This window comes from Teichococcus vastitatis (assembly GCF_003604215.1).
In the GTDB taxonomy this organism is placed as follows: domain Bacteria; phylum Pseudomonadota; class Alphaproteobacteria; order Acetobacterales; family Acetobacteraceae; genus Pseudoroseomonas; species Pseudoroseomonas vastitatis.
In genome coordinates this window covers 227,374-248,958 of the sequence record NZ_QXGS01000003.1, presented here as the reverse complement: position 1 = coordinate 248,958, position 21,585 = coordinate 227,374, and the positions used below count along the sequence as shown (strand labels likewise).

Here is a 21,585-nt window from a genome sequence, read left to right as displayed (position 1 = left end):
GTAGCGCGCCCGCCGGGGAGTGGGAAGTCCCGCCGGCCGGGCCCTGGCTGGCAGCGCACAGGTGCAGGGTCCGGGGATCCAGCCCTATAGTGGCGGCATGCCGCCGCGCAAAGCCACCCCCACCGCCGACCTGTTCGCCGCCACGGCACCGCCGGAGACGGACGGGCCAGTAGCCGCCGCAGTTCGCCCGCTGGCCGATCGCCTGCGGCCGGCAACCCTATCGGAGGTGGTGGGCCAGGATCACCTGCTGGGCCCGCAGGGCACCGTCAGCCGCATGCTGGAACGCGGCGCCCTGGCCTCGCTGATCCTGTGGGGCCCGCCGGGTGTCGGCAAGACCACGATCGCCCGCCTGCTGGCGGAAGCGGCCGCGCTGCGTTTCGCACCGCTGTCCGCCGTGTTCTCCGGCGTGGCGGACCTGAAGCGCGTGTTCGACGAGGCGCGTGCCAGGCGCTCGAACGGCCAGGGCACGCTGTTATTCGTGGACGAGATCCACCGCTTCAACCGGGCGCAGCAGGACGGCTTCCTGCCGGTGGTGGAGGATGGCACCGTGGTGCTCGTGGGCGCCACCACCGAGAACCCGTCCTTCGCGCTGAACGGCGCGCTGCTGTCCCGCTGCCAGGTGATGGTGCTGAAGCGGCTGGACGACCCGGCGCTCGAATTGTTGCTGACGCGCGCCGAGGCCGAGGCCGGCCGGGCCCTGCCGGTGGATGGCCCGGCGCGGGACGTGCTGCGCGCCATGGCCAATGGCGACGGCCGCTACATCCTGAACATGGCCGAGCAGCTTCTGGCCCTGCCGGAGAACACCGGGCCGCTCGATCCCGCCGGCCTGTCGGTGCTGCTGGCCAAGCGGGCGGCGCTGTACGACAAGGACCGGGAGGAACACTACAACCTGATCTCGGCCCTGCATAAATCGTTGCGCGGCAGCGACCCCGATGCCGCCCTGTACTGGTTCGCCCGCATGCTCGAGGGCGGCGAGGACCCGCGCTACATCGCCCGGCGATTGACACGCTTCGCGGCCGAGGATGTGGGTCTGGCCGACCCGACCGCCCTTCCCGCTGCCATTGCCGCATGGGAAACCTTTGAACGGCTCGGCACACCCGAAGGAGAGCTCGCCCTGGCACAGCTGGTGGTGCATCTCGGCACGGCGCCCAAATCGAACGCCGTGTACGTCGCCTATAACGAGGCGCGCCGCGCCGCGAAGGAAACGGGCAGCCTGATGCCGCCCGCCCACATCCTCAACGCCCCGACTAAGCTGATGAAGCAGCTCGGCTATGGCCGGGGCTACGACTACGACCATGACGCGGAGGACGCCTTCAGCGGCCAGAACTACTTTCCGGACGCCATGGAGCGGCACGCCTTCTACCGCCCGGCTGGGCGGGGCCGCGAGGCGCAGATCCTGGAGCGGCTGCAGCGCTGGGCGGAGCTCCGGGCCAGCCGCGCCTCTCGCGGTCCCCGGCGGCCCGCAGGCGGATGAGCCCCTTCGCCCCCCAACTCCTAGCGCTTGTTGCGGCGGGCGGTGCCGCCGGTTCTGTGTTGCGTTACAGCCTCGGCATCTGGTGCCTGGCACGGTTCGGAACGGTGCTTCCCTGGGGCACGCTGGCGGTGAACGTGATCGGCAGCGCCGTCATCGGGCTGATCGGCGGCCTGATAGCTAGTGGCATGCCGATGCCGGGCGAGGCGCGCCTATTGCTCATCACCGGGCTGCTGGGCGGCTTCACCACCTTTTCCGCCTTTTCCCTGGATGTGGGGCTGCTGGCACAGCGTTCTCTCCTGACGGCTCTGGTCTATCTGTGCGCGACGCTGTTGTTCGGCCTGGGCGCCTTTGCCGCATGCTTCTGGCTGGGGCAGCGCTTGTAGCCGAGCGGCAGGTGAGTCCCCGGGCGCGCTCTGCTAAAAAGACCTTTTGACGCGATAACGAGAGTGCCATGACCATTCAGCACCGCACGGTTCATGCTGCCGACTCCGAGTCCCGGCTGGACCGCTGGTTCCGGCGGCACTTTCCCCAGGTGACGCAGGGTGCCCTGCAGAAGATGCTGCGCACCGGCCAAATCCGCGTGGATGGCAAGCGCGCCGAAGCCAGCACCCGGCTGGAGCGCGGCCAGGAAGTCCGCATCCCTCCCTTGCCCGAGGGACCGGCGCCGGAGCCCAATCTGCGCGACCGACAGGTGTCGGAGGAAGATGCGCGCGCCCTGGAGAAGATGGTTCTGTACCGCGACGACGACGTGATCGCGCTGAACAAGCCGCATGGTCTTCCGGTGCAGGGCGGTCCCAACATCCGCAAGCACCTGGATGGCATGCTGGACGCGTTGCGCTTCGAGGCGGAGGACCGGCCCAAGCTGGTGCACCGCCTGGATCGCGACACCTCGGGCGTGCTGCTGCTGGCGCGCAACGCACGGGCCGCCAGCCGCCTGGCTTCCGCGTTCCGCGGACGCGATGCCGAGAAGACCTACTGGGCTGTGGTGGTCGGCCAGCCGCAGTTCCAGGGCGGGCGCATCGACATGCGGCTGGCCAAGCAGGGCGGCCCGCGCGGCGAGCGCATCGTGCCCGCCGAGGGCCGCGACGGCGCCCATGCCATCACCGAGTTCAACACGGTCGACGTGGCGCGGCGCCATGCCACCTGGCTGGAGCTGAAGCCGCTCACGGGACGGACGCACCAGCTGCGCGTGCATTGTGCCTCGGCGCTGGAATGTCCGATCCTGGGCGACGGCAAGTATGGCGGCCAGGCCGCTCACCTGGAGGGCATGTCGCACGCGCTGCACCTGCATGCGCGGTCGATCCGTGTTCCGCATCCGGAGGGCGGCAGCCTGGAGGTCACGGCGCCCTTGCCGCCACACATGCTGGAAAGCTTCACGTTCCTCGGCTTCGAAAAGCCGCGCAGCCCGCCGCCCCGCCGGCAGCCCTGAGGCGGAAGAAAACAAAAAAGGTGCCGGCCTCGCGGCCGGCACCTTTCCATGGGTCGCCCGGTGGGGCGCTCCTTTACGTGAGAGCTACTCGGCCGCCGCAGCCTCTTCGCTGTCCGGGGTCGTCATCATGCTGTTGGTGACGATGCCGGACTGGGCCCGGATGCGCTGCTCGATGCTGTCCGCCATGGACGGATTGTCGCGCAGGAACTGCTTGGCGTTCTCCCGTCCCTGACCAATGCGCTGGCTGTCGCAGGAGAACCAGGCACCCGACTTCTCCACCACGCCGGCCTTGACGCCGAGATCGATCAACTCGCCGACCTTGGACACACCCTCGCCATACATGATGTCGAACTCGACCTGCCGGAACGGCGGGGCCATCTTGTTCTTCACCACCTTCACGCGGGTCTGGTTGCCGGTGACCTCCTCGCGGTCCTTGATCTGACCGATGCGGCGGATCTCCAGGCGGCAGGACGCATAGAACTTCAGGGCATTGCCGCCGGTGGTGGTTTCCGGATTACCGAACATCACGCCGATCTTGAGCCGGATCTGGTTCAAGAAGATCAGCAGCGTGTTGGAGCGGGACACCGAACCCGTCAGCTTGCGCAGCGCCTGCGACATCAGGCGGGCGTGCAGGCCCACATGGCTGTCGCCCATCTCGCCTTCCAACTCGGCGCGCGGCACCAGGGCCGCCACCGAATCAACCACCAGCACATCCACCGCGCCGGAGCGCACCAGCGTGTCGGCGATCTCCAGCGCCTGCTCGCCGGCATCCGGCTGCGAGATCAGCAGGTTATCGACATCCACGCCGAGCTTGCGCGCATAGCCCGGGTCAAGCGCATGCTCGGCATCGACGAAGGCGCAGGTGCCGCCACGCTTCTGTGCCTCCGCAATGGCATGCAGCGCCAGCGTCGTCTTGCCCGAGCTTTCCGGCCCGTAGATCTCGACGATGCGGCCCTTCGGCAATCCGCCGATGCCCAGCGCCAGATCGAGGCCGAGCGACCCGGTGGGAACAACTTCCACCTCGTCCGACTGCTGTTTGGCACCCATGCGCATGATCGAGCCCTTGCCGAAGGCCCTTTCGATCTGGCTCAGCGCGGCGTCGAGCGCCTTGTTCTTGTCCATTCTGGAATCCCCTAATGCCCAAAGGCGCCGGTGCTGCGCGGCCGCCACCGACTGGCAGCCCGTTGCGCAATGCCGAAAACGCCAACCCGTTTCGCCCTGATCACATTATCGCGACAAGCAGGCCTTTCCCAGCCTCATGAAAGGTGCGCCGGCCGTTCTGTGATGTTCCTTATATGTTCTTTGGTGTTCCTCGTGCAAGAGCCACCTACGTTCTCAGGCAACTCTGAACCGCCTCCACCAGTTCGGCCGGGCGGTAAGGCTTGGCAAGGTATTCAACGCCGCTTTCGCCGAAGCCACCGGACACGATGGAGGGTGCGTAGCCGCTGACCAGCAGCACCGGGAGCGCCGGCCAGCGCTGCCGGAGCCGGGTAGCCAACTCGGCGCCGTCCATCCCCGGCATGATCACGTCGGACACGAGGATCGAGGGCGCGGTCTGTTGATCGTCCAGCAGCGCCAGGGCGTCTTCGGCATCCTCGGCGGCCATGACCTGCCAGCCGGTCTTCCGGAGGGCGCGCTCCGCCAAACGGCGAAGCGGCTCTTGGTCCTCCACCAGCAGGATCGTCTGCTGCTCGGTCGGTGGCGGCACCGATGGCGGCGCGCGGTGCGGCTCGACCGCGGCGGGTTCCGGTGCTGCCTGTGGCGCATCGTCCACCCGCGGCAGCAGGATGCGAAACCTTGTGCCCGCGCCCACGGCACTCTCCACCAACAGGTAGCCGCCCGATTGCCGCACGATGCCATGCACCGTGGCGAGGCCCATCCCCGTGCCGCCCTGATGTGCCCTGCTGGTGAAGAACGGCTGGAAGATGCGCGGCAGGATCTCCTTCGGAATGCCCTGGCCGTTATCGGCCACCTCCAGGACCGTCCAGCGGCCCGGCGGCACATCCTCCGGCTCCGCCCGGAGCGGTTCCAGCAGCAGGACCCGCCCGGTCTGCAGGGTCAGGGTGCCGCCCTGCGGCATCGCCTGGCGTGCATTCATCGCCAGGTTCATCAGAACCCGATCAAGCTGCGACGGATCGATACGGACATGCCGCCCCGGCTCATCCAGCCTGAGTTCCAGGCGGATCTGCTGCCCGAGCAAGGGTTGCAGCAGCGTGGCCATGCTCCGCACGGCGATGTTCAGCGGCACCAGCCTTGGCGCCAGCACCTGTTGCCGCGCATAGGCGAGCAGTTGCCGGACCAGCGCCGCGCCGCGATCCGCAGCTTGCCGGATTTGCTGCAGATCGTCGCGGATTGCGAGATCGGCCTCCAGCCCCTTCTGGAGCAGCGCCTGATCCGCCGCGCCAACCACCACCGCCAGCAGGTTGTTGAAGTCGTGGGCGATGCCGCCGGCCAGGGTGCCGAGGACCTGCAGCCGGTCCGCTTCGGCAAATTGCGCCGCCAGGGCGTGGCGCTGCGTCACGTCGCGCAGCAGCAAGACCCAGGTACCATCCTCCAGCAGCAGCCGCACGGGCGACACCAGCATCGGCTGTCGGCCTTCAGCGGGAAGAAGGGTCAGCTCGGCCTCCGGATGGACTTCCTCCCACCACCGCCGGAAGGCCGCGCGGCTCCCGGGATCGAAGATCCGTTCACCCGGCATCCCCCGCCGTACCGGTGCTGTGGGTCCCAACGCCCGGCGGAGGGCCGCATTCGCCTCCAGCGAACAACACTGGCTGTCCAGCAGCAGGGCTGCATCGGGCAGGTGCTGGAACAGCCCTGCCGCCGCAATGCGGCTGTCTGATGCATGACTCCAACGATGGCGTAGCTTCGAAAGCCAGTTCACGTGACGCGGACCCGCTGTCAGCCGGCCTGCCGCGCGAGATCGGCGATGGCATCGGCCAACAAGGCACGGCTCGCCTGGAGAACAGCAGCGTTCGAACAACTGGCCTGGAGTCGCGGCGGTACCGCCCGCAGGCCGGCCGACGCCTTCCCCATTGCGCCGGTCAACACCATCGGCTGCCGTGAGACGCCGGCTTCCAGCTGCCGCAGGCTGTGCTCCAACGCTTCACGCATGTCCATCGGCAGGCCCTTTCCGCGAGCCGTCAGGGTGGATCCAAGAGGTGAAGGAAGAATTAACGGTGCTGTTTACCGTCGCTCAACCGGAGTCTTCCAGACTCGCGGCATGACTCCTGATGTGCATGCCGTCCTTGTCACCGCCCAGCAGCTGGACGGCCTCCTGGCCACCACCCGGGGCCTCGCCAGGACCGGGCAGCAGTTGGACCGTCCTGGACTGGACCGGGACATCGCCGTTCTGTGCCTGGCCGCCCTGCGGCTGCAAAAGCGGAACCGGCAGGCATGCCGCTTTGCCCTGTTGCTGCTTCAGCAGCGGGTCGAGATCCTGCACCAGGCCTTGCAGGCCGGTGCGGCGCTCAGCCGCCGCGGCGATCCGGGCATCAGGACCGGGGCAAGTGCCGGCTGATGTAGGGCGGGAGGTGGAAAGCGCCTGCATGAATCTCGGGCGTCCAGTATTCCGTGGCGCCGAGGATACCGGCCGCCTCGGCGCGGCGGCGGATCGTCTCCGCATCCACCGTCCGCAGCCCGGCATCCTTGGCTGCCCAGCCCAATGTCATGAAGCCGCCGACATAGGTCGGCACCGCCGCCACATAGGCCCAGATGTCCGGGAACGCCTTGCCGCGGCGAACGCTGGTTTCGGCCAGTTCGTCGGCCTGCATGATCGGCACGCCGCATTGATTGACGATCACGCCGCGGTCCGACAGCAGGCGCGCGGCGCTGCTGTAGAACTCGTCGGTGAACAGCACCTCGCCCACGCCAATCGGATCGGTCGAATCGACGATCACCACGTCGAAGCTGCCGGCATCCGCCTTGCGGACGTAGTCGATGCCGTCACCGACGATCACCTCGGCGCGCGGATCGGTCCAGGCGCCGCCCGCGATGTCGGGCATGTGCTCCTTGCACAGCCGGATCACCTCGCCGTCGATTTCGACCATCACGGCCTTCTCGACGTTGCGGTGCTGCAGCACACGCTTCAGCACGCCGCCGTCGCCGGCGCCGATGATCAGCACGCGCCTTGCGTCGCCATGCGCCAGCAACGGCACATGGGCGAGCATCTCCTGATAAACGAACTCGTCCTTTTCCGTGATCTGCACCACGCCATCGAGCAGCATAACGCGCCCGTGGCTGTAGCTTTCGAACAGCATGATGTCCTGGAAGGCGCTCTGCACGCGGGCCAGCTCGCGCTTCACCAGGAAGCGCTGGCCCCATTCGGGATAGAGGGTCTCGTTCACCCAGGAATCGGTCGGCATCGGCGTTCGTCCTCAGTCCATAACAAGAGGGCGGGATCCTAGGATCCCGCCCCCGGTCGCGTCACATGAAAGGCTGAGGTCAGCCGATCAGGCCGCGCTTGTGCTCGGCAAGCTGCACGCGCTCGGGCTCGAAGCCCTTCTTCAGGATCGACACCGCCTTGTACGGATTGCAGATGCCGCAGACGAAGATGTCGAGCGCGGCATAGGCCCGCTCCGGCCAGGTGTGGATCGAAACGTGGCTCTCGGCCAGCACCAGCACGCCGCTCACGCCACCATTCGGGGAGAAGTGGTGGAAGTGGCCGTGCAGAATAGTCGCGCCGGTCTCGATGGCGGCCTCACGCAGCACGGAATCGATGTGCGCGGGGTCGTCGAGGTTCGTGGCACCCCAGAGATCAACGATCAGATGCGTGCCGGCGAAGCGCACACCGTCACGTTCGACGAAGTAATCCTTCGCCTCACCGTGGCTATCAACAGACTGGGCTTCGCTCGGGCTGTAATCCGAAACCATCCCCAGCGGAGAAACGAGAGCGTCCATGGCTCGAGGGCTCCTTCCCACCAGAAGATGACCAGGGTGATCGTGGATCGATCAGGTCAACGGGGGCGGCTTATGAGGCAAGGGGTCCCCCACCGCAAGAAAAATCGGGACTTTGAGGCCGAAAAAAACACGGGTCCTCCCCGCGCTGGGCGCGGATCTCGTCGCGCCGATTGTGACAGCCTCCGCAAATGCCCCCCGTGGGGCAGCTTCTTCCTCGGAAAACCTCCGGTCCCGGGGTTTCAAGGGGGAAGGCACTCGAATCCTCTTGCCCGTCCGCTCAAGGCTGGTATACCCCGCCGCCTGCGTTGGATGGGTGGCCGAGCGGTCGAAGGCGCACGCCTGGAAAGTGTGTATACCTCAAAAGGGTATCGTGGGTTCGAATCCCACCCCATCCGCCACCAGCCTCCGGGCCATCCGCTTGCGGTGCCCCGCATCGTAGCCAAGCGTAACGGCCCCTGGCGGCAGATCCGGCTGCGCGCCACATCCTGATTATGCACCGTGCCGATCCGCCGCGATCCCGCCGCCAAATGCTGCGGCTGATGGCCGCCTCACCCGCCCTGATCGGCGCAGCCGCCGCCCCCGATGCGGAACTGCGGGCGGCTCTGGAGCAGGCCCGCGCTCTGGATCCACTGCACACCCTCATGGTTGTCCGGAACGGCACGGTGCTGGCGGAGCACCGCTTCCGGGGCCCGGCGCCGGACCGTTCCGTGAACATCAAATCGGTGTCCAAGACGATCATCGCGTCACTGGTCGGCATCGCCATCCGGCGCGGCCACCTCACCGGCGTCGATGAGCCCGTTGCGCCGCTGTTGCGCGACAAGCTGCCGCGGGGCGCCGATCCGCGCCTGCATCGCGTCACCATCGGGCACCTGCTGTCCATGCAGGCGGGCCTGGAGCGCACCTCAGGCCCGTTTTACGGCCGCTGGGTATCTAGCCCGGACTGGGTGCGCTTTGTTCTCGCCCGGCCTTTCGTGGCCGATCCGGGCGGGCCCATGCTGTATTCCACCGGCAACACGCACCTGCTGTCGGCGATCCTCACCCGCCGCACCGGACGGAGCACCCTGGAGCTGGCGCGGGACTGGCTCGGCGATCCGCTCAACATCAGCATCCCGCCCTGGCCGCGCGATCCGCAGGGGATCTTCTTCGGCGGCAACGACATGCTGATGTCGCCGCGGGCCCTGTCGCGCTTCGCCGCGATGGTGCTCAGCCATGGTCGCGTCGGCGGCACGGAAGTTGTGCCGCGGAGCTGGATCGAGGCAAGCTGGCAGCCGCAGGCCCGTTCCGCCTTCACCGGCGATTCCTACGGCTATGGCTGGTTCCGGCGTGAAGACGCGCATCTCCGGCGCTACTACGCCTGGGGCTTCGGCGGCCAGATGATCCATGTTGTTCCCGACCTCGGGCTCAGCATCGTCATGACCTCCGATCCGACGCAGCGCTCGGGCGGAAGCAGCGGCCATTCCGCGGCCCTGCACCGGCTGGTGGAGCAGGCGATCATTCCGGCGTTCACCGGATGATGCCCGCAACCCGGATCGCGTCGCGGCTCTTCCCCTTCCACTCAGATGGAGATGGGGATCATGCGCTTCCTTGCGGACTGGCTGGCGGATTCGATCCGCTTCGGCCTCGCCCTGACCATGGCCCTCGGCGCGATGCAGATCCCTGCCCTCGCGCAATCCTACCGGGCCGCCCTGACCCAGGTCGCGGAAGCGGGCCAGCGCGACATCGCCGACCGGCAGAGGATCGCGCGGGAATACTACCGCCTTCCACCGGACGCGCCGCCGGGCATGGTGCTCGATGCGCTGCGCCGCTCGGAGCCAGCTAATGCGGCCGGCCTGGTGGCCTCGGCCGAGCAGGCGGCGCTGCTGCGCGCCACGGCCGAGCGTCTGGACCGCACCTCCCCCATCACGCGTCCCCTGGTTGCCCTGTGGGACGGCCTGACCGATGATCGCGCCGGCAAGCCGGCCATTCTGCGCCGCGCGTGGCAGGACCTTGTGCCGGCCGTGCTGCTCAGCGCCGCGCCGGCCAGCTACGGGCTGGGCGGGCTGATCATCGGCCTCCTGCTGGCGCGGCTCCTGATCGCGCCGCTCGTCGCGGGCCGGGCGCGCCACGCGTGAACCCTTGCTGCCGAAAGTTCGTCGCATGCCTTGGCTGAAACTGGGACTTGTTCTGTTTCTGGTGTTCTTCCTGCTGCCCTTGTCGATCTCGGCGGGGCTCTACTACGCCAACGGCACCGGTGCCGGCTGGCGCACCGCCGACCGTTCCAGCGCCGGCCTGCTGCCGCCGGCTGCGGGCCACTCCCCGGCCGTGGTCCGGGTGTTCGCCGCGCCGACGGTGCGCTGGCGCGGCATCTTCGCCACGCATTGCTGGATCGTCTTCAAGCCGGAAGGCGCCAGGAGCTACACGCGCTACGATTACACCGCCTGGGGGGAGCCGATCCGCATGAACGGTTTCGAGCCGGATGGCCGCTGGTTCGGCGCCCGGCCGGACACCGTCTACGCGGCGGATGGGGCCGCCGCTGCGGCGCTGATTCCCGCCATGCAGCGGGCGATCGAATCCTATGCCTGGCGCAACCGCGGCGATTACCGGGCCTGGCCCGGCCCGAACTCCAACACCTTCGTGGCCGCCGTGCTCGACACCCTGCCGGGATTGGGCGTGGCGCTGCCCCCCACCGCGATCGGCAAGGATTTCCCCTATGACGGCCGCTGGCTGCGCCCGACCCAGTCGGGAACCGGGTTGCGGCTGAGCCTCGGCGGCTATGCCGGCCTGACGCTAGGCTGGGTGGAAGGTTTTGAGATCAACATCCTAGGCGCCACCGCGGGCCTCGACCTGCGGCGGCCGGCGATCAAGCTGCCGGGCCTTGGGCGGATCGGCATGCGCGGCCAGGACGGGCCGGCCACGCCGGTGCCGGAGGCGCTGCGGACCAGTTGAAGCACCTCAGTCGACGATGAACAGCCGCGCGCCGGTTTCGGTAGAGGAGCGATGCGCGGCGTCACCGAAATCCGACACGGTGTAACCATGCCCGGCCGCGAAGGTGAACCGGCGGCCATCCTGCAGTTCGGTGACCAGCTCGCCGTCCAGCACATACAGCACGTGGCCCCGGTCACACAAATGATCCGCGAGGTAGCCGGGCGAGTATTCCACGACCCGCATCCGCACATCGCCGTTGGATAGAGTGCGGCACAGCGCTGTGCCGCGTTCCCCCCGATGCTCGGTGGCCGGCAAAGCATCCCAGTGGACGCCGGTGAACGGCAGGGGCGGAAGCTTCATGGCGCCATGCTCCTCGGGCTGCCGCAGGCTGAAGCAAGCCGCCGCATCACGCAATGGGCCATGCCGCGACGAGGCGGGCACCGCATGGCTGCGCCGCTGTGATCAGGGCAGCCGCGCCAGGCGTTCCAGCAGGAGGTCGAAAAACCCGGCGGCATCGGCCTGGTTCAGCCAGGTCGCATTGGCCGCGCGGCCAGAGACACCAAACCAGTCCGCCACCGTCATGCCGAGCGCCAGCGGACTGCCGGTTTCCACCTGGACATTGATGCGCCGCCCCGAGAACAATCCAGGCCGCAGCAGCCACGCGATGACGCAGGGATCGTGCAGCGGAATGCCTTCCTGTTCCCGCTCCCGCTGCGGCGTGCCGTCCGCGTCGGAGAACATCACTGCCACCGCCCGCGCCGCCGCCGTGCCGATCATGCGTAGCCGCGTCAGCCGCTCCCGCGTCAGCCGAACCTGGTGTGTCAGGTCCAGCGGCAGCAGCGTCAGCGCGATGCCGCTGTTCAGCAGCACCTCCGCCGCATCGGGATCGGCATGCACGTTGTACTCGGCGGCCGGCGTGACGTTGCCGCCCTCGCTGCGCGCACCGGCCATCCAGATCACCTCGGCGACGCGGGCGGCGATGTCGGGTGCTTTCACCAGCGCCATGGCCAGGTTGGTGGCCGGGCCGAGCAGGCACAGCGTGATCTCACCCGGCGCTGCCTGGCGCAGCATGTCAATCATGGCATCCACGGCGTGTCCGGGCCGGGGCGGCGTCGCGGGCTCCGGCAGCACCAGGCCCTGCAGGCCGGTTTCGCCATGCACGTGCTCGGCGGTGACGGGATTGCGCACCAGCGGCCGCATGCAGCCGGGATAGACCGGGATATCCGGCCGGCCACCCAGTTCCAGAAGCTGGCGCGCATTGGCTTCGGTGCGGGATAGCGGCACATTGCCCGCCACCGCCGTCAGGGCCAGCACCTCCAGTTCCGGCGATGCCAGCGCCAGCAGGATGGCCACCGCGTCGTCCTTGCCGGGGTCGGTGTCGATGATGATCTTGCGGGCCATGGCGGGCGCCTCGTCGGAAAGGTCAGGTCAGGCCGAGCCGCTGCGCCGCCAGGGCAACGCAGGCCTCGAACAGGTCCAGGGAGTCGAAAGGCTGATCGCTGCCGCCGGCCGGAACCAGCATGGGATGCCCGCCGGCCTGCACCAGCGCGCCCTCGATCATCAGGTTGTCGGCCAGGCCGAAGCCTTCCACGGTGATGCCGGGGATCGGGTCCGGCAACATGGCGGCATGCGCGGCGCAGCGCGCGGAAAACGGCACCGCGCTGTTCGAATAGCCGAAGACCGGCCGGCCGCGGCCCAGGAACCAGCCGATCTCCACCAGCGTGCCGCTGTCGGCCGAGACGCCGCGGAACGGCGTCAGGTTGGCAATGGCGAGGTCGCATTCCTCCATCATGCCGATGTCCTTGCGGAAGATGGTGGACCAGGCCGCTTCCGCGGGAAAACTGCCGAGGCTGGCCAGATCCTCGTTCAGCGGCGGCCGGCCCTCGATGCCGTGGCGGGCGCAGATCGCCACCTTGCGGGCGGCATGGGCCGGCGCGCCGGGCAGGAAGACGTCCGGGCCCGCCAGATAGGCGCGCGGCCTCACGCCGGATTGCCCGCCAGATGCCCCGGCCCGAAGGAATGCGGCAGCAAGGCTGCGAGCGTGGTGTGCAGCAGCACCCGGCCGCGCGCGTCGACCATGCGCAGCGGGGTTTTGGGCCCGGCGAATTCGCGGATCTTCTGCCGGCAGCCGCCGCAGGGCGTGCAGGGCGCCTCCCCCTCGCCCGCCACCACCAGCTCGGCGATGCGGCGGCCGCCGGCCAGGGCCATCGCGGCGATGGCCCCGGCCTCGGCGCAGCTGCCTTCCGGGAACGCCGCGTTCTCGACGTTGCAGCCGGCGAAGATCTGGCCCTCCTCGGTGCGCAGCGCGGCGCCGACATGGAAGCGCGAATACGGCGCATAGGCATTGGCCCGCGCCGCCAGGGCAGCGGCGATCAAGGGATCGGACACAGGGTTCAACGCTCCTTCACATAAGGCTGGCCGCTGGCCCGGGGCGGGATCGCGCGTCCCATGAAGCCGGCAAGCAGCACCACTGTCAGCAGGTACGGCAAGGCCTGAATCGCCTGCACCGGAAAGGCGCCGATGCCAGGCAACACCGCGCCCTGCAGGCGGATCGCCACCGCATCCAGCAGGCCGAACAACAGACAGGTCAACAGGATCCGCCCCGGGCGCCAGCCCCCCAGGATCATAGCCGCCAGCGCGATATAACCCCGCCCCGCGATCATGTCGCGCTGGAAACCGGCGCCCTGGGCCGTGGCGACGTAGGCGCCGGCGATCCCGCACAGCACAGAGGCGATCAGCACCCCGGCATAGCGCAGCCGCGCGACCGAGACGCCCGCCGTGTCCACCGCCGCCGGATGCTCGCCCGCCGCCCGCAGCCGCAGGCCGAAGCGGGTGCGCGCCAGCACAAAGGCGCTGACGGGCACCAGCAGCAGCGCCAGATAGACCAGCATGGTCTGGCCGCCGATCAGCGAGGCATAGATCCGCCCTAGCACCGGCACGTCGGCCAGGGCATCGGCGCCGGGCAGGTCGAGCGGCAGGAAGCGGGCCGCCGCCGGCAGTGCCGGTGTCTGCCCGCCCATCCCGAACCAGGCGAGCGCCAGGGTTGCGGTCAGGCCGGAGGCGATGATGTTGATCGCCATGCCCGACACCACCTGACTGCCGCGCAGGGTGATGCAGCCATAGGCATGCACCATCCCCAGCAGGCAGGACGCCGCCACCGCCGCCAGCACGCCCGGCAGAACGTCGCCCGTCACGGCGGCGGTGGCGGCAGCGGCGAAGGCGCCGACCAGCATCTTGCCCTCCAGTCCGACATCGACGATGCCGGCACGCTCGGAGAACAGGCCGGCCAGCGCGGCCAGCAGCAGCGGCGTGGCCAGGCGCAGCGTGGCGCCCAGCACCGGCAGCAGGATGTCCAGCGCCTCGGTCATGCTCGGGCGGGTGCCAAGACACGGGCCAGGACCGGCCGCAGCATGGTGCCCAGTGCGCCGGTGAACAGGATCACCAGCCCCTGGATCAGGACCACGATCTCGGACGGCACATCCGGCACCTCGAACGCCATCTCGGCGCCCCCCTGCGTCAGCGCGCCGAACAGCAGCGCCGCCAGCAGCACGCCGGCGGGATGGTTGCGCCCCATCAACGCCACGGCGATGCCGGTGAAGCCGTAGCCGCCGGTGAAGCCCAGCAGCAGCTTGTGCTGCGCGCCCAGCAACTCGTTCACCGCAACGCCGGCCGCCAGGGCACCCGACAGGGCCATGGCGGCGATGATCACCCGCCCCTCGTCGATGCCGGCATAGCGCGCCACGTCCGGGCTCTGCCCGACGACGCGCAGGCCGTAGCCCCAGGGGGTGCGCCAGACCAGCAGCCACACGCCGAGCGCCGCCACCAGGGCCAGGATCAGCGCCAAGTTGACCGGCACCGAGGGCGCGAAGCCCAGGACGGACAGCGACGGCAGCGAGGCTGCCTCGGCGAAGCGCCGCGTCTCCGGGGACATGGAGCCCGGCGCGATCAGCACGTTGACGATCAGGTAGACCATCAGCGACGCGGCCAGGAAGTTGAACATGATGGTGGTGATGACGATGTGGCTGCCGCGGCGCGCCTGCAGCCAGCCCGGGATGGCCGCCCAGGCGGCGCCGAAGGCGGCTCCCCCGGCGATGGCCATGGCCAACAGCAGGACTGGAGGCAGGCCCTCCAGGTTCAGCGCCACCAGCGCCACGCCCAGCCCGCCCAGATAGGCTTGGCCCTCGGCGCCGATGTTGAACAGCCCGGCCTGGAAGGCCACCGCGACGGCCAGCCCGGTGAAGGCCATGTTGGTGGCGTAGTAGAGCGTGTATCCGATGGCATCCGTGGAGCCAACGCTGCCCACCGCCAGCGCCCGCAGGGCCGCCCCCGGCTCGCCGCCGGTCAACAGCACCAGCAGGGCGGTGATGGCGAGCGCCAGCGCAAGGTTGAGCGCCGGCAGCAGGACGAGATCGACCCAGCGCGGCAGCGCCGCCGGCGCGCTCAAGCCGCCTCGTCCGGTGTCACGCCGGCCATCATCAGGCCCAGCTCGCGCTCATTCGCCTCGGCGGCGGTCAATTCGCCCATGATCCGTCCATCGCACATCACCAGGATCCGGTCGCTCAGCGCCAGGATCTCCTCGATCTCCACCGACACCACCAGCACGGCGCGCCCGGCGGCGCGGTGCGCCAGCAGCCGCTGGTGGATGGCATTGATGCCGCCAATGTCCACCCCGCGCGTCGGCTGGCCGACCAGCAGCACTTTCGGATCGCGCTCGATCTCGCGGCCCAGAATCAGCTTCTGCTGATTGCCGCCGGAAAACAGCGCCGAGCGCAGGGCGGGTTCCGGCGGCCGCACATCGAAGTCGCGCATCAGCCCCGCCGCATGCGCCGCCATGGCAGCGGGGGACAACAGGCCACCCCGGCGCCAGCGGGGATCATTCTGGTAGCCCAGGATGGCGCTGGCGGCGGCGCTGTCCTGCCGCAGCAGGCCGCTGCGCAGCCGGTCTTCCGGCACATGGCCCAGGCCCCTGCGGCGCAGGCCGGCGGCATCGAAGCCGGGTCCGGGGAACACGGTTTCCCCGGCGAAGCGGATCTCACCTGCCACCGGGCGGCGAATGCCCGTCAGCGCTTCCAGCAATTCCCCCTGTCCGTTTCCGGCGACGCCGGCGATGCCCAGGATCTCGCCGCCCCGCAGCACCAGATCGGCGTCCTTGACGCGCTCCACACCGGCCGGGTCGCGCACCGAGAGGCCGCGTGCCTCCAGCAGCACCGGGCCGCGCGGCATGGGCGGCAACGGCGCGGGCGCGGCCAGCCGCCGGCCGATCATCAGCTCGCCTAGCTCGGCCGGCGTGGTGGTGGCGGTGTCACGATGCGCCACCATTTGCCCGGTGCGCATCACCGAGACACGGTCAGTGATCGCCATGATCTCGCGCAGCTTGTGGGTGATCAGCAGAACCGTGCGGCCCTGGTCGCGCAGGGCGCGCAGCACGCGGAACAGATCGTCCGCTTCCTGCGGCGTCAGCACGCCGGTCGGCTCGTCGAGGATCAGCACCTCGGCGCCGCGATACAACGCCTTCAGGATCTCGACGCGCTGCTGCGCGCCCACCGGCAGATCCTCAACCAGGGCATCGGGATCGACGCCGAGGCCATATTGGGCGCCGAGCCGGCGCAGCTCGGCCCGTGCCCGAGCCGCGCCGCGCGCCAGCAGCGCGCCGCCCTCGGCGCCCAGCATGACGTTCTCCAGCACGGTGAAGCGTTCCACCAGCATGAAGTGCTGGTGCACCATCTCGATGCCGAGGCGGATGGCATCGCGGCTGTCGCGGATGCGGGCTTCGTCCCCGTTCACCAGGATGGTGCCCGCATCGGCCTGATAGAAGCCGTGCAGGATGGCCATCAGCGTCGACTTGCCGGCGCCATTTTCGCCGACGATGCCATGGATGTGGCCGCGCCGGACCACGAGGTCGATGGCGTGGTTGGCGTGCACGGCGCCGAAGCGCTTGTCGATGCCGCGCAACTCGATGGCAGGTGGCGGGCCGGCCGGGGCGCCCATCAGTTCGGGCAGGAATTGTTGCTCATGTAGTCATGCACGGCGACGCGCCCGGCGATGATATCGACCTTCGCCTGATCGATCCGGCGGCGCATCTCCGGCGTGACCACCGATGCATTGTTCTCGTCGAAGGCGAGGCCGACGCCATCTTCCGCCAAGCCCAGCACCTGCTTGCCGGCCTTCCAGCTGCCGTCGCGGGCCGCTTCCAAGGTGGTGCGCGTTGCGACATCGAGCTGCTTCACCATGCTGGTCAGCACGCTGCCGGGATGCAGGTGGTTCTGGTTGGAATCGACGCCGATGCCGAACTTGCCCGCATCGGCAGCAGCCTGCAGCACGCCGTTGCCGGTGGCGCCGGCGGCGTGGAAGATCACGTCGGCGCCACGCTCGATCTGCGATCGGGCGAGTTCCGCGCCGCGCACCGGATCATTCCAGGCGGTCGGCGTGGAGCCGGTCATGTTCTGCAGCACCTCGATCTTCGGATTGCCTGCCTTGGCGCCCTGTACGTAGCCACAGGCGAACCTCCGGATCAGCGGCACGTCCATGCCGCCGATGAAGCCGACCTTTCCGGTGCTGCTCTTGAGCGCCGCGATCAGACCGGCGAGGTAGCTGCCCTGTTCCTCGCGGAACAGCACGGATTCGACATTGGGCCCCTCCACCACGGAATCGATGATCACGAAGCGGATCTGCGGGAACTCGGCCGCCACCGTCTTCACCGCGCTGGCCTGGTTGAAGCCCACGGCGATGATCGGGTTCTGGCCGCGCCGGGCGAAGTTGCGCAGCGCCTGCTCCCGTTGCGTATCGTTCTGCGGCTCGAACTCGCGCACGGCGATGCCGCTGGATCGGGCGAAGTCCTGACCACCCTTGTGCACGCCCTCGTTGAAGGATTTGTCGAACTTGCCGCCCATGTCGTAGACGATGGCCGGCGTGATCTCCGCGGCGCGCGCCGTGCCGAGGCTGATCAGCGCGGAAAGCGCGGTGGCGAGCAGGACCTTCATGGTGGAATCCCGGTCTGGTTGCGGCGCTGGGCCGGTGGCCGCCTCAGCCGGCATGGCTGAGGCGATACTGGGTGAAGCCGACCTGCGTGTTGCCGAGCGGCTCGGCGAGCAGCCCACGCGGGCGGAAGGGTGCGGCGCCCGCCCCGGTGGCCAGCGTCACCCGCGCCGCGGCGGGCCAGGGCGCCAGGGACCAGTTGTTGTCCGCCTGCGGATCGATCACCTTCTGTTCGACGATGTAGCGCACAACAACGTCGCGGTTCAGGTCCGGCGCTTCGAGCACGATCGTGCTGCCATCGGCGCCCGGGAAATGGCCGCCGCCACCAGCACGGTAATTGTTGGTGACCACCAGGAACTCCTGCGCCGGGCCGACCGGCTGGCGATTCCAGGCCAGGTCCCGGATGCGGTGCGACCACCTTGCCGTCATTGTCGTAGCGCGCAGGCTGCGTGACGTCGATGCGGTAGGTGACGCCGTCGATCACGTCGAAATTGTAGGATGGAAAGCGCGGGTCGATCAGCGGCTGGTCGGTGCCGGAAGCCAGGTCGATGCGGTTGAACAGGCCGGCGGAGCGCTCCAGCCATTCCCGCAGCTGTGCTCCGGTCACCTTCACCACGCGCAGCGTGTTCGGGTAGAGATAGATGTCGGCCACGTCCTTGATGGCGACGGGACCGGGCTTCACGTCGGTGTAGTAGTCCGGGCCGCCGCGGCCGCCGGCCTTGAACGGCGCCGCCGCGGACAGGAGCGGCAGGTCGCCCAGCCCGGCATTCTTCGCGAGGTCGCGCACGTACCAGAGCTGGGCATTCGACACGATCTGCACAGAGGGGTCGTCCGCCACCAGGGCCCAGTAGCTGGTGATCGGCGCCCGCGTCTCGCCCACCGGCTGGCGGACATAGATCAGCGTCGCCTCGTGCTCGGGGCGGGCGGCAGCCAGAACGGCCTTGCTGGCGGAGACCTTGGCCACGACATTGCGATCCGCGGCGCGCTCATAGATCGGCCGCGCTTCCGTGGCGAACTCCGCCACCGACCAGGCGCCGCCGCGCCGTTCCAGCGTCAGGTCGATAACGCCGAGATGGCTGCCCCAGAAGCCGGCCATCACCGCCGGCATACCGTGCAGTGTGCCGCGCTGCGCATCTACGTCGGGGATGTTGGCAAAGTCCTTGCCGGGAAACACGAGGTGCTGGTGGCCGGTCATGATGGCATCGATGCCCGGCACCTGCGCCAGGTGCAGCGCGGCGTTCTCGGCCCCCGGCTTCGCCTCGCCGCCGGCGATTCCGTAATGGCACAGTGCGACCACGATGTCGGCCTCTGCCCGGAGCTGCGGCAGGTGCCGGCGGGCGGCTTCCACGATGTCGGTGGCGGTCAGGCGGCCCTGCAGGTGCGCCTGGTCCCATTGCAGGATCTGCGGCGGCACGAAGCCGATGACGCCGATGCGCAGGTTGTGCTTCGCCCCGGCCTCGTCCACCATCTCCCGCGTGAAGACGCGGGTCGGCGGCACCAGCGGCGTGCCGTCGGTTTTCAGCACATTGGCACAGACGCTGGGGAAGTTCTGCCCGACCAGGGCCTTGCCCAGATAGTCCAGCCCGTAATTGAACTCGTGGTTGCCCAACGTGCCGCACAGATAGCCGAGGCTGTTCATCGCCGCGACCACCGGATGCACCTCGCCGGGCTTCAGCCCGCGGGAATAGGCCATGTAGTCGCCGAGGGGGCTTCCCTGGATCACGTCGCCATTGTCGAACAACAACGTATTCGGCACTTCCGCCCGCGCCGCGGCGATCAGGTTGGCGGTCTTGGCGAGGCCCACCGTGTCGTCCGTCCGGTCCCGGTAGTAATCATAGGGAAAGACGTTGACGTGCAGGTCCGTGGTTTCCAGCAGCCGCAGGCGAAGGCGTGGTGCTGCCTGGGCACCGGCCGTCCAGGGCAGGACCAGGACCACGCCGCAGAGCAGCAGGGCACGGCGGGACAGGACGTTGCGCGGCATGACACAGCCTCGGCCGATCGGATGTTCCGGCATCTTCGGCGGCCCGGCGGCGCCGATCAACCCCGGCCGTGGTCCGGCCGGCCTTCCGCCCCGTCGCCCGGCATCCCATATCCGCCTGTCAACCTGCCTCCGGAACTCGCTCATGCGCGCCGTGCCTGCCAGCCTGATCCTGCCCCTGCGCCAGCTCGGCGATCCCGGATTCCGCGGTCCGCTGCTGAAGGGGCTGGGTGCCTCCATCCTGGCCTTTGCTGGTCTCGCCTGGCTGGCGGATTGGGGCGCCGGGGCGCTGGCCGGCGGCCAGGGCTGGATGGCCACCGCCGCCGGGCTGCTCGGCGGCGCGCTGGTGCTGGTGGGCGCCGTCTGGCTGTTCCTGCCGGTGATGCTGGCGATCACCAGCCTGTTCCTGGACGACGTGGCCGATGCCGTGGAGCGCCGCTTCTATCCCGGCCTGCCGGAGGCGCGCGGCGCCTCCCTGGCGGCGCAGATCCGCGCCAACCTCGCCTTTTCGGTGCGGCTGCTGCTGCTCAGCCTTCTGATCCTGCCGCTGGCCATCGCCCTGCCGCCGCTCGGGGTGGTGCTGTTCTGGGCGGTGGCGGCGGTGTCGCTCGGCTATGGCCTGTTCGAGGGGGTGGCGCAGCGCCGCATGTCGGTGGCCGAGTCGCGCATCCTGCGGCGGCAACGGCGCAACGAAGTGCTGGCGGTGGGCGGCGTGCTGGCGGCGCTGGCCGTGATCCCTGTAGGCAACTTGCTGGTGCCGGTGCTCGGCACCGCGGCCATGACCCATCTACTGAACCGCGGGCGTTAGAGCCCGCGTTGCATCCTTCGCGCGAACATGCTCCGCTCCGTGCAAGCCGGAAGAACGGCGTAGCCGGACGCTGCAGCGAATGGGGAAACACGATCATGACCTTGCTCAATCGTCGCGCTTTGCTTGGCGGCGCAATCGCCATGGGCGGCGCGCTGTCGCTGCGGGTGCCGGATGCCGGGGCGGCGGCGCCGTTCCGCAACAGCCTGCCGCCGGCCTGGCACCGGTTCCGCTTGGGCGAATACGAGGCCACCATCGTGTCCGATGGCCGGCTGCCGCTGGGCCAGCCGGAGCCGGCCTTTCCCGCTTCCCCGCCCGCCGAGCTGCGGGGCCTCCTGGAAGCCGCCTTTCTGCCGCCGGATACCGCGACGCTGGAGCAGAACATCCTGGTGCTGAACACCGGGCGCCAGCTGATCTTGTTCGATACCGGCATGGGCGAGAGCATGGGGGCGGACAGCAAGATGTTCGGTCCCACCACAGGTCAGCTTCTGGCCAACATGCGGGCCGCCGGGATCGAGCCGGAGCAGATCGACCTGGTGGTACTGACCCATGCCCATAATGATCATTGCTGGGGCCTGACCACCGCCGCCGGCCAACGGGTCTTCCCCAATGCCCAGGTGGCGGTATCGGAGGCGGACCTGAAATACTGGACCGATGACGGCAACAAGCGCGGCCCGGCCTTCATGAACGTCTTCATCGAGGGAGCGAAGAAGAACCTGTCGGCCTATCGCGACCGCCTGGTGATGGTGCGGGACGGGCAGGAAGTCGCGCCGGGCGTGGTGGCGATCGCGACGCCGGGCCATACGGTGGGGCATCACTGCTACGCCATCACCTCCGGCAACCAGGTGATGGTCAACACTGGCGACCTGGCGCACCACCATATCCTCCTGCTGAAGCGGCCGGCGTGGGAATTCTCCTACGACACCGATTCGAAGCTGTCGGCGCAGATCCGCAGCCGCATGCTGGACCGCCTGGCCACCGACCGGCACCCGGTGCTGTCCTACCACTTCCCCTGGCCCGGCCTCGGCCATGTGGCACGGGCCGGCAAAGGCTATGACTGGGTGCCGGTACCGATGAACATGTCCTCGCTGGGCTGATCCGCGGGCGCGGCGGTTGACCACGCC

Annotated in this window: 23 protein-coding genes and 1 tRNA gene; 10 read left to right on the top strand and 14 right to left on the bottom strand. The window is 69.0% G+C overall.

Annotated features, from left to right (window positions below):
- Positions 1–97 precede the first annotated feature (97 nt).
- From D2K64_RS07240 to D2K64_RS07230, 3 genes are all read left to right on the top strand, one after another.
- Complete coding sequence (locus tag D2K64_RS07240) at positions 98–1,474, top strand: replication-associated recombination protein A (RefSeq protein WP_120007547.1); 1,377 nt, start codon at positions 98–100, stop codon at positions 1,472–1,474.
- Positions 1,471–1,857 carry a fluoride efflux transporter FluC gene (locus D2K64_RS07235; protein WP_120007546.1) on the top strand — a complete coding sequence of 129 codons (387 nt, stop codon included), beginning with the start codon at positions 1,471–1,473 and terminating at the stop codon, positions 1,855–1,857. The genes D2K64_RS07240 and D2K64_RS07235 overlap by 4 nt, the downstream gene beginning before the upstream one ends.
- Positions 1,858–1,925: 68 nt before the next feature.
- Entirely contained in the window at positions 1,926–2,903 is a 978-nt protein-coding gene (locus tag D2K64_RS07230; protein WP_120007545.1) for an RluA family pseudouridine synthase, read from the top strand.
- Positions 2,904–2,987: 84 nt separating this feature from the next.
- On the opposite strand, the gene recA is transcribed toward D2K64_RS07230, so the two are convergent.
- The 3 genes from recA to D2K64_RS07215 all read right to left on the bottom strand — a co-directional run bounded on the left by recA (position 2,988) and on the right by D2K64_RS07215 (position 6,020).
- Positions 2,988–4,025, bottom strand: a complete 1,038-nt coding sequence (gene recA / locus D2K64_RS07225) for a recombinase RecA (RefSeq protein WP_120007544.1) — start codon at positions 4,023–4,025, stop codon at positions 2,988–2,990.
- A gap of 205 nt (positions 4,026–4,230) precedes the next feature.
- Complete coding sequence (locus D2K64_RS07220) at positions 4,231–5,784, bottom strand: hybrid sensor histidine kinase/response regulator (protein ID WP_241792642.1); 1,554 nt, start codon at positions 5,782–5,784, stop codon at positions 4,231–4,233.
- A gap of 17 nt (positions 5,785–5,801) precedes the next feature.
- A complete protein-coding gene (locus tag D2K64_RS07215; protein WP_120007542.1) occupies positions 5,802–6,020 on the bottom strand; it encodes a hypothetical protein in 219 nt (72 codons plus the stop codon).
- 103 nt (positions 6,021–6,123) lie between these two features.
- Between D2K64_RS07215 and D2K64_RS07210 the strand changes: the two genes are divergently transcribed.
- Positions 6,124–6,420, top strand: a complete 297-nt coding sequence (locus D2K64_RS07210) for a hypothetical protein (protein WP_120007541.1) — start codon at positions 6,124–6,126, stop codon at positions 6,418–6,420.
- Here the strand turns inward: D2K64_RS07210 and speE are convergent.
- Together speE and speD are read right to left on the bottom strand one after the other, a co-directional pair.
- On the bottom strand, positions 6,395–7,264 hold the full coding sequence (gene speE, locus D2K64_RS07205; RefSeq protein WP_120007540.1) for a polyamine aminopropyltransferase: 870 nt from the start codon (positions 7,262–7,264) through the stop codon (positions 6,395–6,397). The genes D2K64_RS07210 and speE overlap by 26 nt on opposite strands.
- Positions 7,265–7,343: 79 nt before the next feature.
- Positions 7,344–7,799: an adenosylmethionine decarboxylase gene (gene speD / locus D2K64_RS07200; RefSeq protein ID WP_120007539.1), complete on the bottom strand. Its 456-nt coding sequence runs from the start codon at positions 7,797–7,799 to the stop codon at positions 7,344–7,346.
- Between the two features lie 307 nt (positions 7,800–8,106).
- Here speD and D2K64_RS07195 point away from each other — a divergent pair.
- The 4 genes from D2K64_RS07195 (at position 8,107) to D2K64_RS07180 (ending at position 10,724) form a co-directional block, all read left to right on the top strand.
- Positions 8,107–8,197 (top strand) — tRNA-Ser (locus D2K64_RS07195).
- Positions 8,198–8,338: 141 nt separating this feature from the next.
- A complete protein-coding gene (locus D2K64_RS07190) occupies positions 8,339–9,313 on the top strand; it encodes a serine hydrolase domain-containing protein (protein WP_120007667.1) in 975 nt (324 codons plus the stop codon).
- A 60-nt stretch (positions 9,314–9,373) separates the two neighbouring features.
- Positions 9,374–9,910, top strand: coding sequence for a DUF2937 family protein (locus tag D2K64_RS07185; protein WP_157985753.1), 537 nt, complete (start codon positions 9,374–9,376; stop codon positions 9,908–9,910).
- A 25-nt stretch (positions 9,911–9,935) separates the two neighbouring features.
- Positions 9,936–10,724, top strand: coding sequence for a DUF3750 domain-containing protein (locus tag D2K64_RS07180; protein WP_120007537.1), 789 nt, complete (start codon positions 9,936–9,938; stop codon positions 10,722–10,724).
- 6 nt (positions 10,725–10,730) lie between these two features.
- Here D2K64_RS07180 and D2K64_RS07175 read toward each other — a convergent pair whose 3' ends face one another.
- The 9 genes from D2K64_RS07175 to D2K64_RS07135 form a co-directional block, all read right to left on the bottom strand.
- Positions 10,731–11,063 carry a DHCW motif cupin fold protein gene (locus tag D2K64_RS07175; protein WP_120007666.1) on the bottom strand — a complete coding sequence of 111 codons (333 nt, stop codon included), beginning with the start codon at positions 11,061–11,063 and terminating at the stop codon, positions 10,731–10,733.
- Positions 11,064–11,165: 102 nt separating this feature from the next.
- Positions 11,166–12,104, bottom strand: coding sequence for a nucleoside hydrolase (locus tag D2K64_RS07170; protein WP_120007536.1), 939 nt, complete (start codon positions 12,102–12,104; stop codon positions 11,166–11,168).
- A 22-nt stretch (positions 12,105–12,126) separates the two neighbouring features.
- Positions 12,127–12,687, bottom strand: coding sequence for a nucleoside 2-deoxyribosyltransferase (locus tag D2K64_RS07165; RefSeq protein WP_120007535.1), 561 nt, complete (start codon positions 12,685–12,687; stop codon positions 12,127–12,129).
- A complete protein-coding gene (locus tag D2K64_RS07160; protein ID WP_370764522.1) occupies positions 12,684–13,091 on the bottom strand; it encodes a cytidine deaminase in 408 nt (135 codons plus the stop codon). Before D2K64_RS07160 ends, D2K64_RS07165 begins: the two co-directional genes overlap by 4 nt.
- 5 nt (positions 13,092–13,096) lie before the next feature.
- A complete protein-coding gene (locus D2K64_RS07155; RefSeq protein ID WP_120007533.1) occupies positions 13,097–14,071 on the bottom strand; it encodes an ABC transporter permease in 975 nt (324 codons plus the stop codon).
- Positions 14,068–15,147 (bottom strand): ABC transporter permease, encoded by a 1,080-nt coding sequence (locus D2K64_RS07150; protein ID WP_120007532.1) that lies wholly within the window; start codon positions 15,145–15,147, stop codon positions 14,068–14,070. Before D2K64_RS07150 ends, D2K64_RS07155 begins: the two co-directional genes overlap by 4 nt.
- Positions 15,144–16,691 (bottom strand): ABC transporter ATP-binding protein, encoded by a 1,548-nt coding sequence (locus D2K64_RS07145; protein WP_120007531.1) that lies wholly within the window; start codon positions 16,689–16,691, stop codon positions 15,144–15,146. Before D2K64_RS07145 ends, D2K64_RS07150 begins: the two co-directional genes overlap by 4 nt.
- Positions 16,691–17,683 carry a BMP family lipoprotein gene (locus tag D2K64_RS07140; RefSeq protein WP_120007665.1) on the bottom strand — a complete coding sequence of 331 codons (993 nt, stop codon included), beginning with the start codon at positions 17,681–17,683 and terminating at the stop codon, positions 16,691–16,693. Before D2K64_RS07140 ends, D2K64_RS07145 begins: the two co-directional genes overlap by 1 nt.
- The gene (locus D2K64_RS07135) at positions 17,680–19,659 is read right to left on the bottom strand and encodes a bifunctional 2',3'-cyclic-nucleotide 2'-phosphodiesterase/3'-nucleotidase (RefSeq protein WP_238384063.1); all 1,980 of its coding nucleotides are present in this window, start codon (positions 19,657–19,659) and stop codon (positions 17,680–17,682) included. Before D2K64_RS07135 ends, D2K64_RS07140 begins: the two co-directional genes overlap by 4 nt.
- A 142-nt stretch (positions 19,660–19,801) precedes the next feature.
- Between D2K64_RS07135 and D2K64_RS07130 the strand changes: the two genes are divergently transcribed.
- Positions 19,802–20,464 (top strand): EI24 domain-containing protein, encoded by a 663-nt coding sequence (locus D2K64_RS07130; protein ID WP_120007530.1) that lies wholly within the window; start codon positions 19,802–19,804, stop codon positions 20,462–20,464.
- A 95-nt stretch (positions 20,465–20,559) separates the two neighbouring features.
- The gene (locus D2K64_RS07125) at positions 20,560–21,558 is read left to right on the top strand and encodes an MBL fold metallo-hydrolase (protein WP_120007529.1); all 999 of its coding nucleotides are present in this window, start codon (positions 20,560–20,562) and stop codon (positions 21,556–21,558) included.
- Positions 21,559–21,585: the final 27 nt, after the last annotated feature.

What these genes read in the sequence shown, in the direction of transcription:
- D2K64_RS07240 (WP_120007547.1), top strand. Translation starts at nt 98, where the DNA reads ATGCCGCCGCGCAAAGCCACCCCCACCGCCGACCTGTTCGCCGCCACG.
- D2K64_RS07235 (WP_120007546.1), top strand. Translation starts at nt 1,471, where the DNA reads ATGAGCCCCTTCGCCCCCCAACTCCTAGCGCTTGTTGCGGCGGGCGGT.
- D2K64_RS07230 (WP_120007545.1), top strand. Translation starts at nt 1,926, where the DNA reads ATGACCATTCAGCACCGCACGGTTCATGCTGCCGACTCCGAGTCCCGG.
- recA (WP_120007544.1), bottom strand. Translation starts at nt 4,025, where the DNA reads ATGGACAAGAACAAGGCGCTCGACGCCGCGCTGAGCCAGATCGAAAGG.
- D2K64_RS07215 (WP_120007542.1), bottom strand. Translation starts at nt 6,020, where the DNA reads ATGGACATGCGTGAAGCGTTGGAGCACAGCCTGCGGCAGCTGGAAGCC.
- D2K64_RS07210 (WP_120007541.1), top strand. Translation starts at nt 6,124, where the DNA reads ATGACTCCTGATGTGCATGCCGTCCTTGTCACCGCCCAGCAGCTGGAC.
- speE (WP_120007540.1), bottom strand. Translation starts at nt 7,264, where the DNA reads ATGCCGACCGATTCCTGGGTGAACGAGACCCTCTATCCCGAATGGGGC.
- speD (WP_120007539.1), bottom strand. Translation starts at nt 7,799, where the DNA reads ATGGACGCTCTCGTTTCTCCGCTGGGGATGGTTTCGGATTACAGCCCG.
- D2K64_RS07190 (WP_120007667.1), top strand. Translation starts at nt 8,339, where the DNA reads ATGGCCGCCTCACCCGCCCTGATCGGCGCAGCCGCCGCCCCCGATGCG.
- D2K64_RS07185 (WP_157985753.1), top strand. Translation starts at nt 9,374, where the DNA reads ATGCGCTTCCTTGCGGACTGGCTGGCGGATTCGATCCGCTTCGGCCTC.
- D2K64_RS07180 (WP_120007537.1), top strand. Translation starts at nt 9,936, where the DNA reads ATGCCTTGGCTGAAACTGGGACTTGTTCTGTTTCTGGTGTTCTTCCTG.
- D2K64_RS07175 (WP_120007666.1), bottom strand. Translation starts at nt 11,063, where the DNA reads ATGAAGCTTCCGCCCCTGCCGTTCACCGGCGTCCACTGGGATGCTTTG.
- D2K64_RS07170 (WP_120007536.1), bottom strand. Translation starts at nt 12,104, where the DNA reads ATGGCCCGCAAGATCATCATCGACACCGACCCCGGCAAGGACGACGCG.
- D2K64_RS07155 (WP_120007533.1), bottom strand. Translation starts at nt 14,071, where the DNA reads ATGACCGAGGCGCTGGACATCCTGCTGCCGGTGCTGGGCGCCACGCTG.
- D2K64_RS07145 (WP_120007531.1), bottom strand. Translation starts at nt 16,691, where the DNA reads ATGGGCGCCCCGGCCGGCCCGCCACCTGCCATCGAGTTGCGCGGCATC.
- D2K64_RS07140 (WP_120007665.1), bottom strand. Translation starts at nt 17,683, where the DNA reads ATGAAGGTCCTGCTCGCCACCGCGCTTTCCGCGCTGATCAGCCTCGGC.
- D2K64_RS07135 (WP_238384063.1), bottom strand. Translation starts at nt 19,659, where the DNA reads ATGCCGCGCAACGTCCTGTCCCGCCGTGCCCTGCTGCTCTGCGGCGTG.
- D2K64_RS07130 (WP_120007530.1), top strand. Translation starts at nt 19,802, where the DNA reads ATGCGCGCCGTGCCTGCCAGCCTGATCCTGCCCCTGCGCCAGCTCGGC.
- D2K64_RS07125 (WP_120007529.1), top strand. Translation starts at nt 20,560, where the DNA reads ATGACCTTGCTCAATCGTCGCGCTTTGCTTGGCGGCGCAATCGCCATG.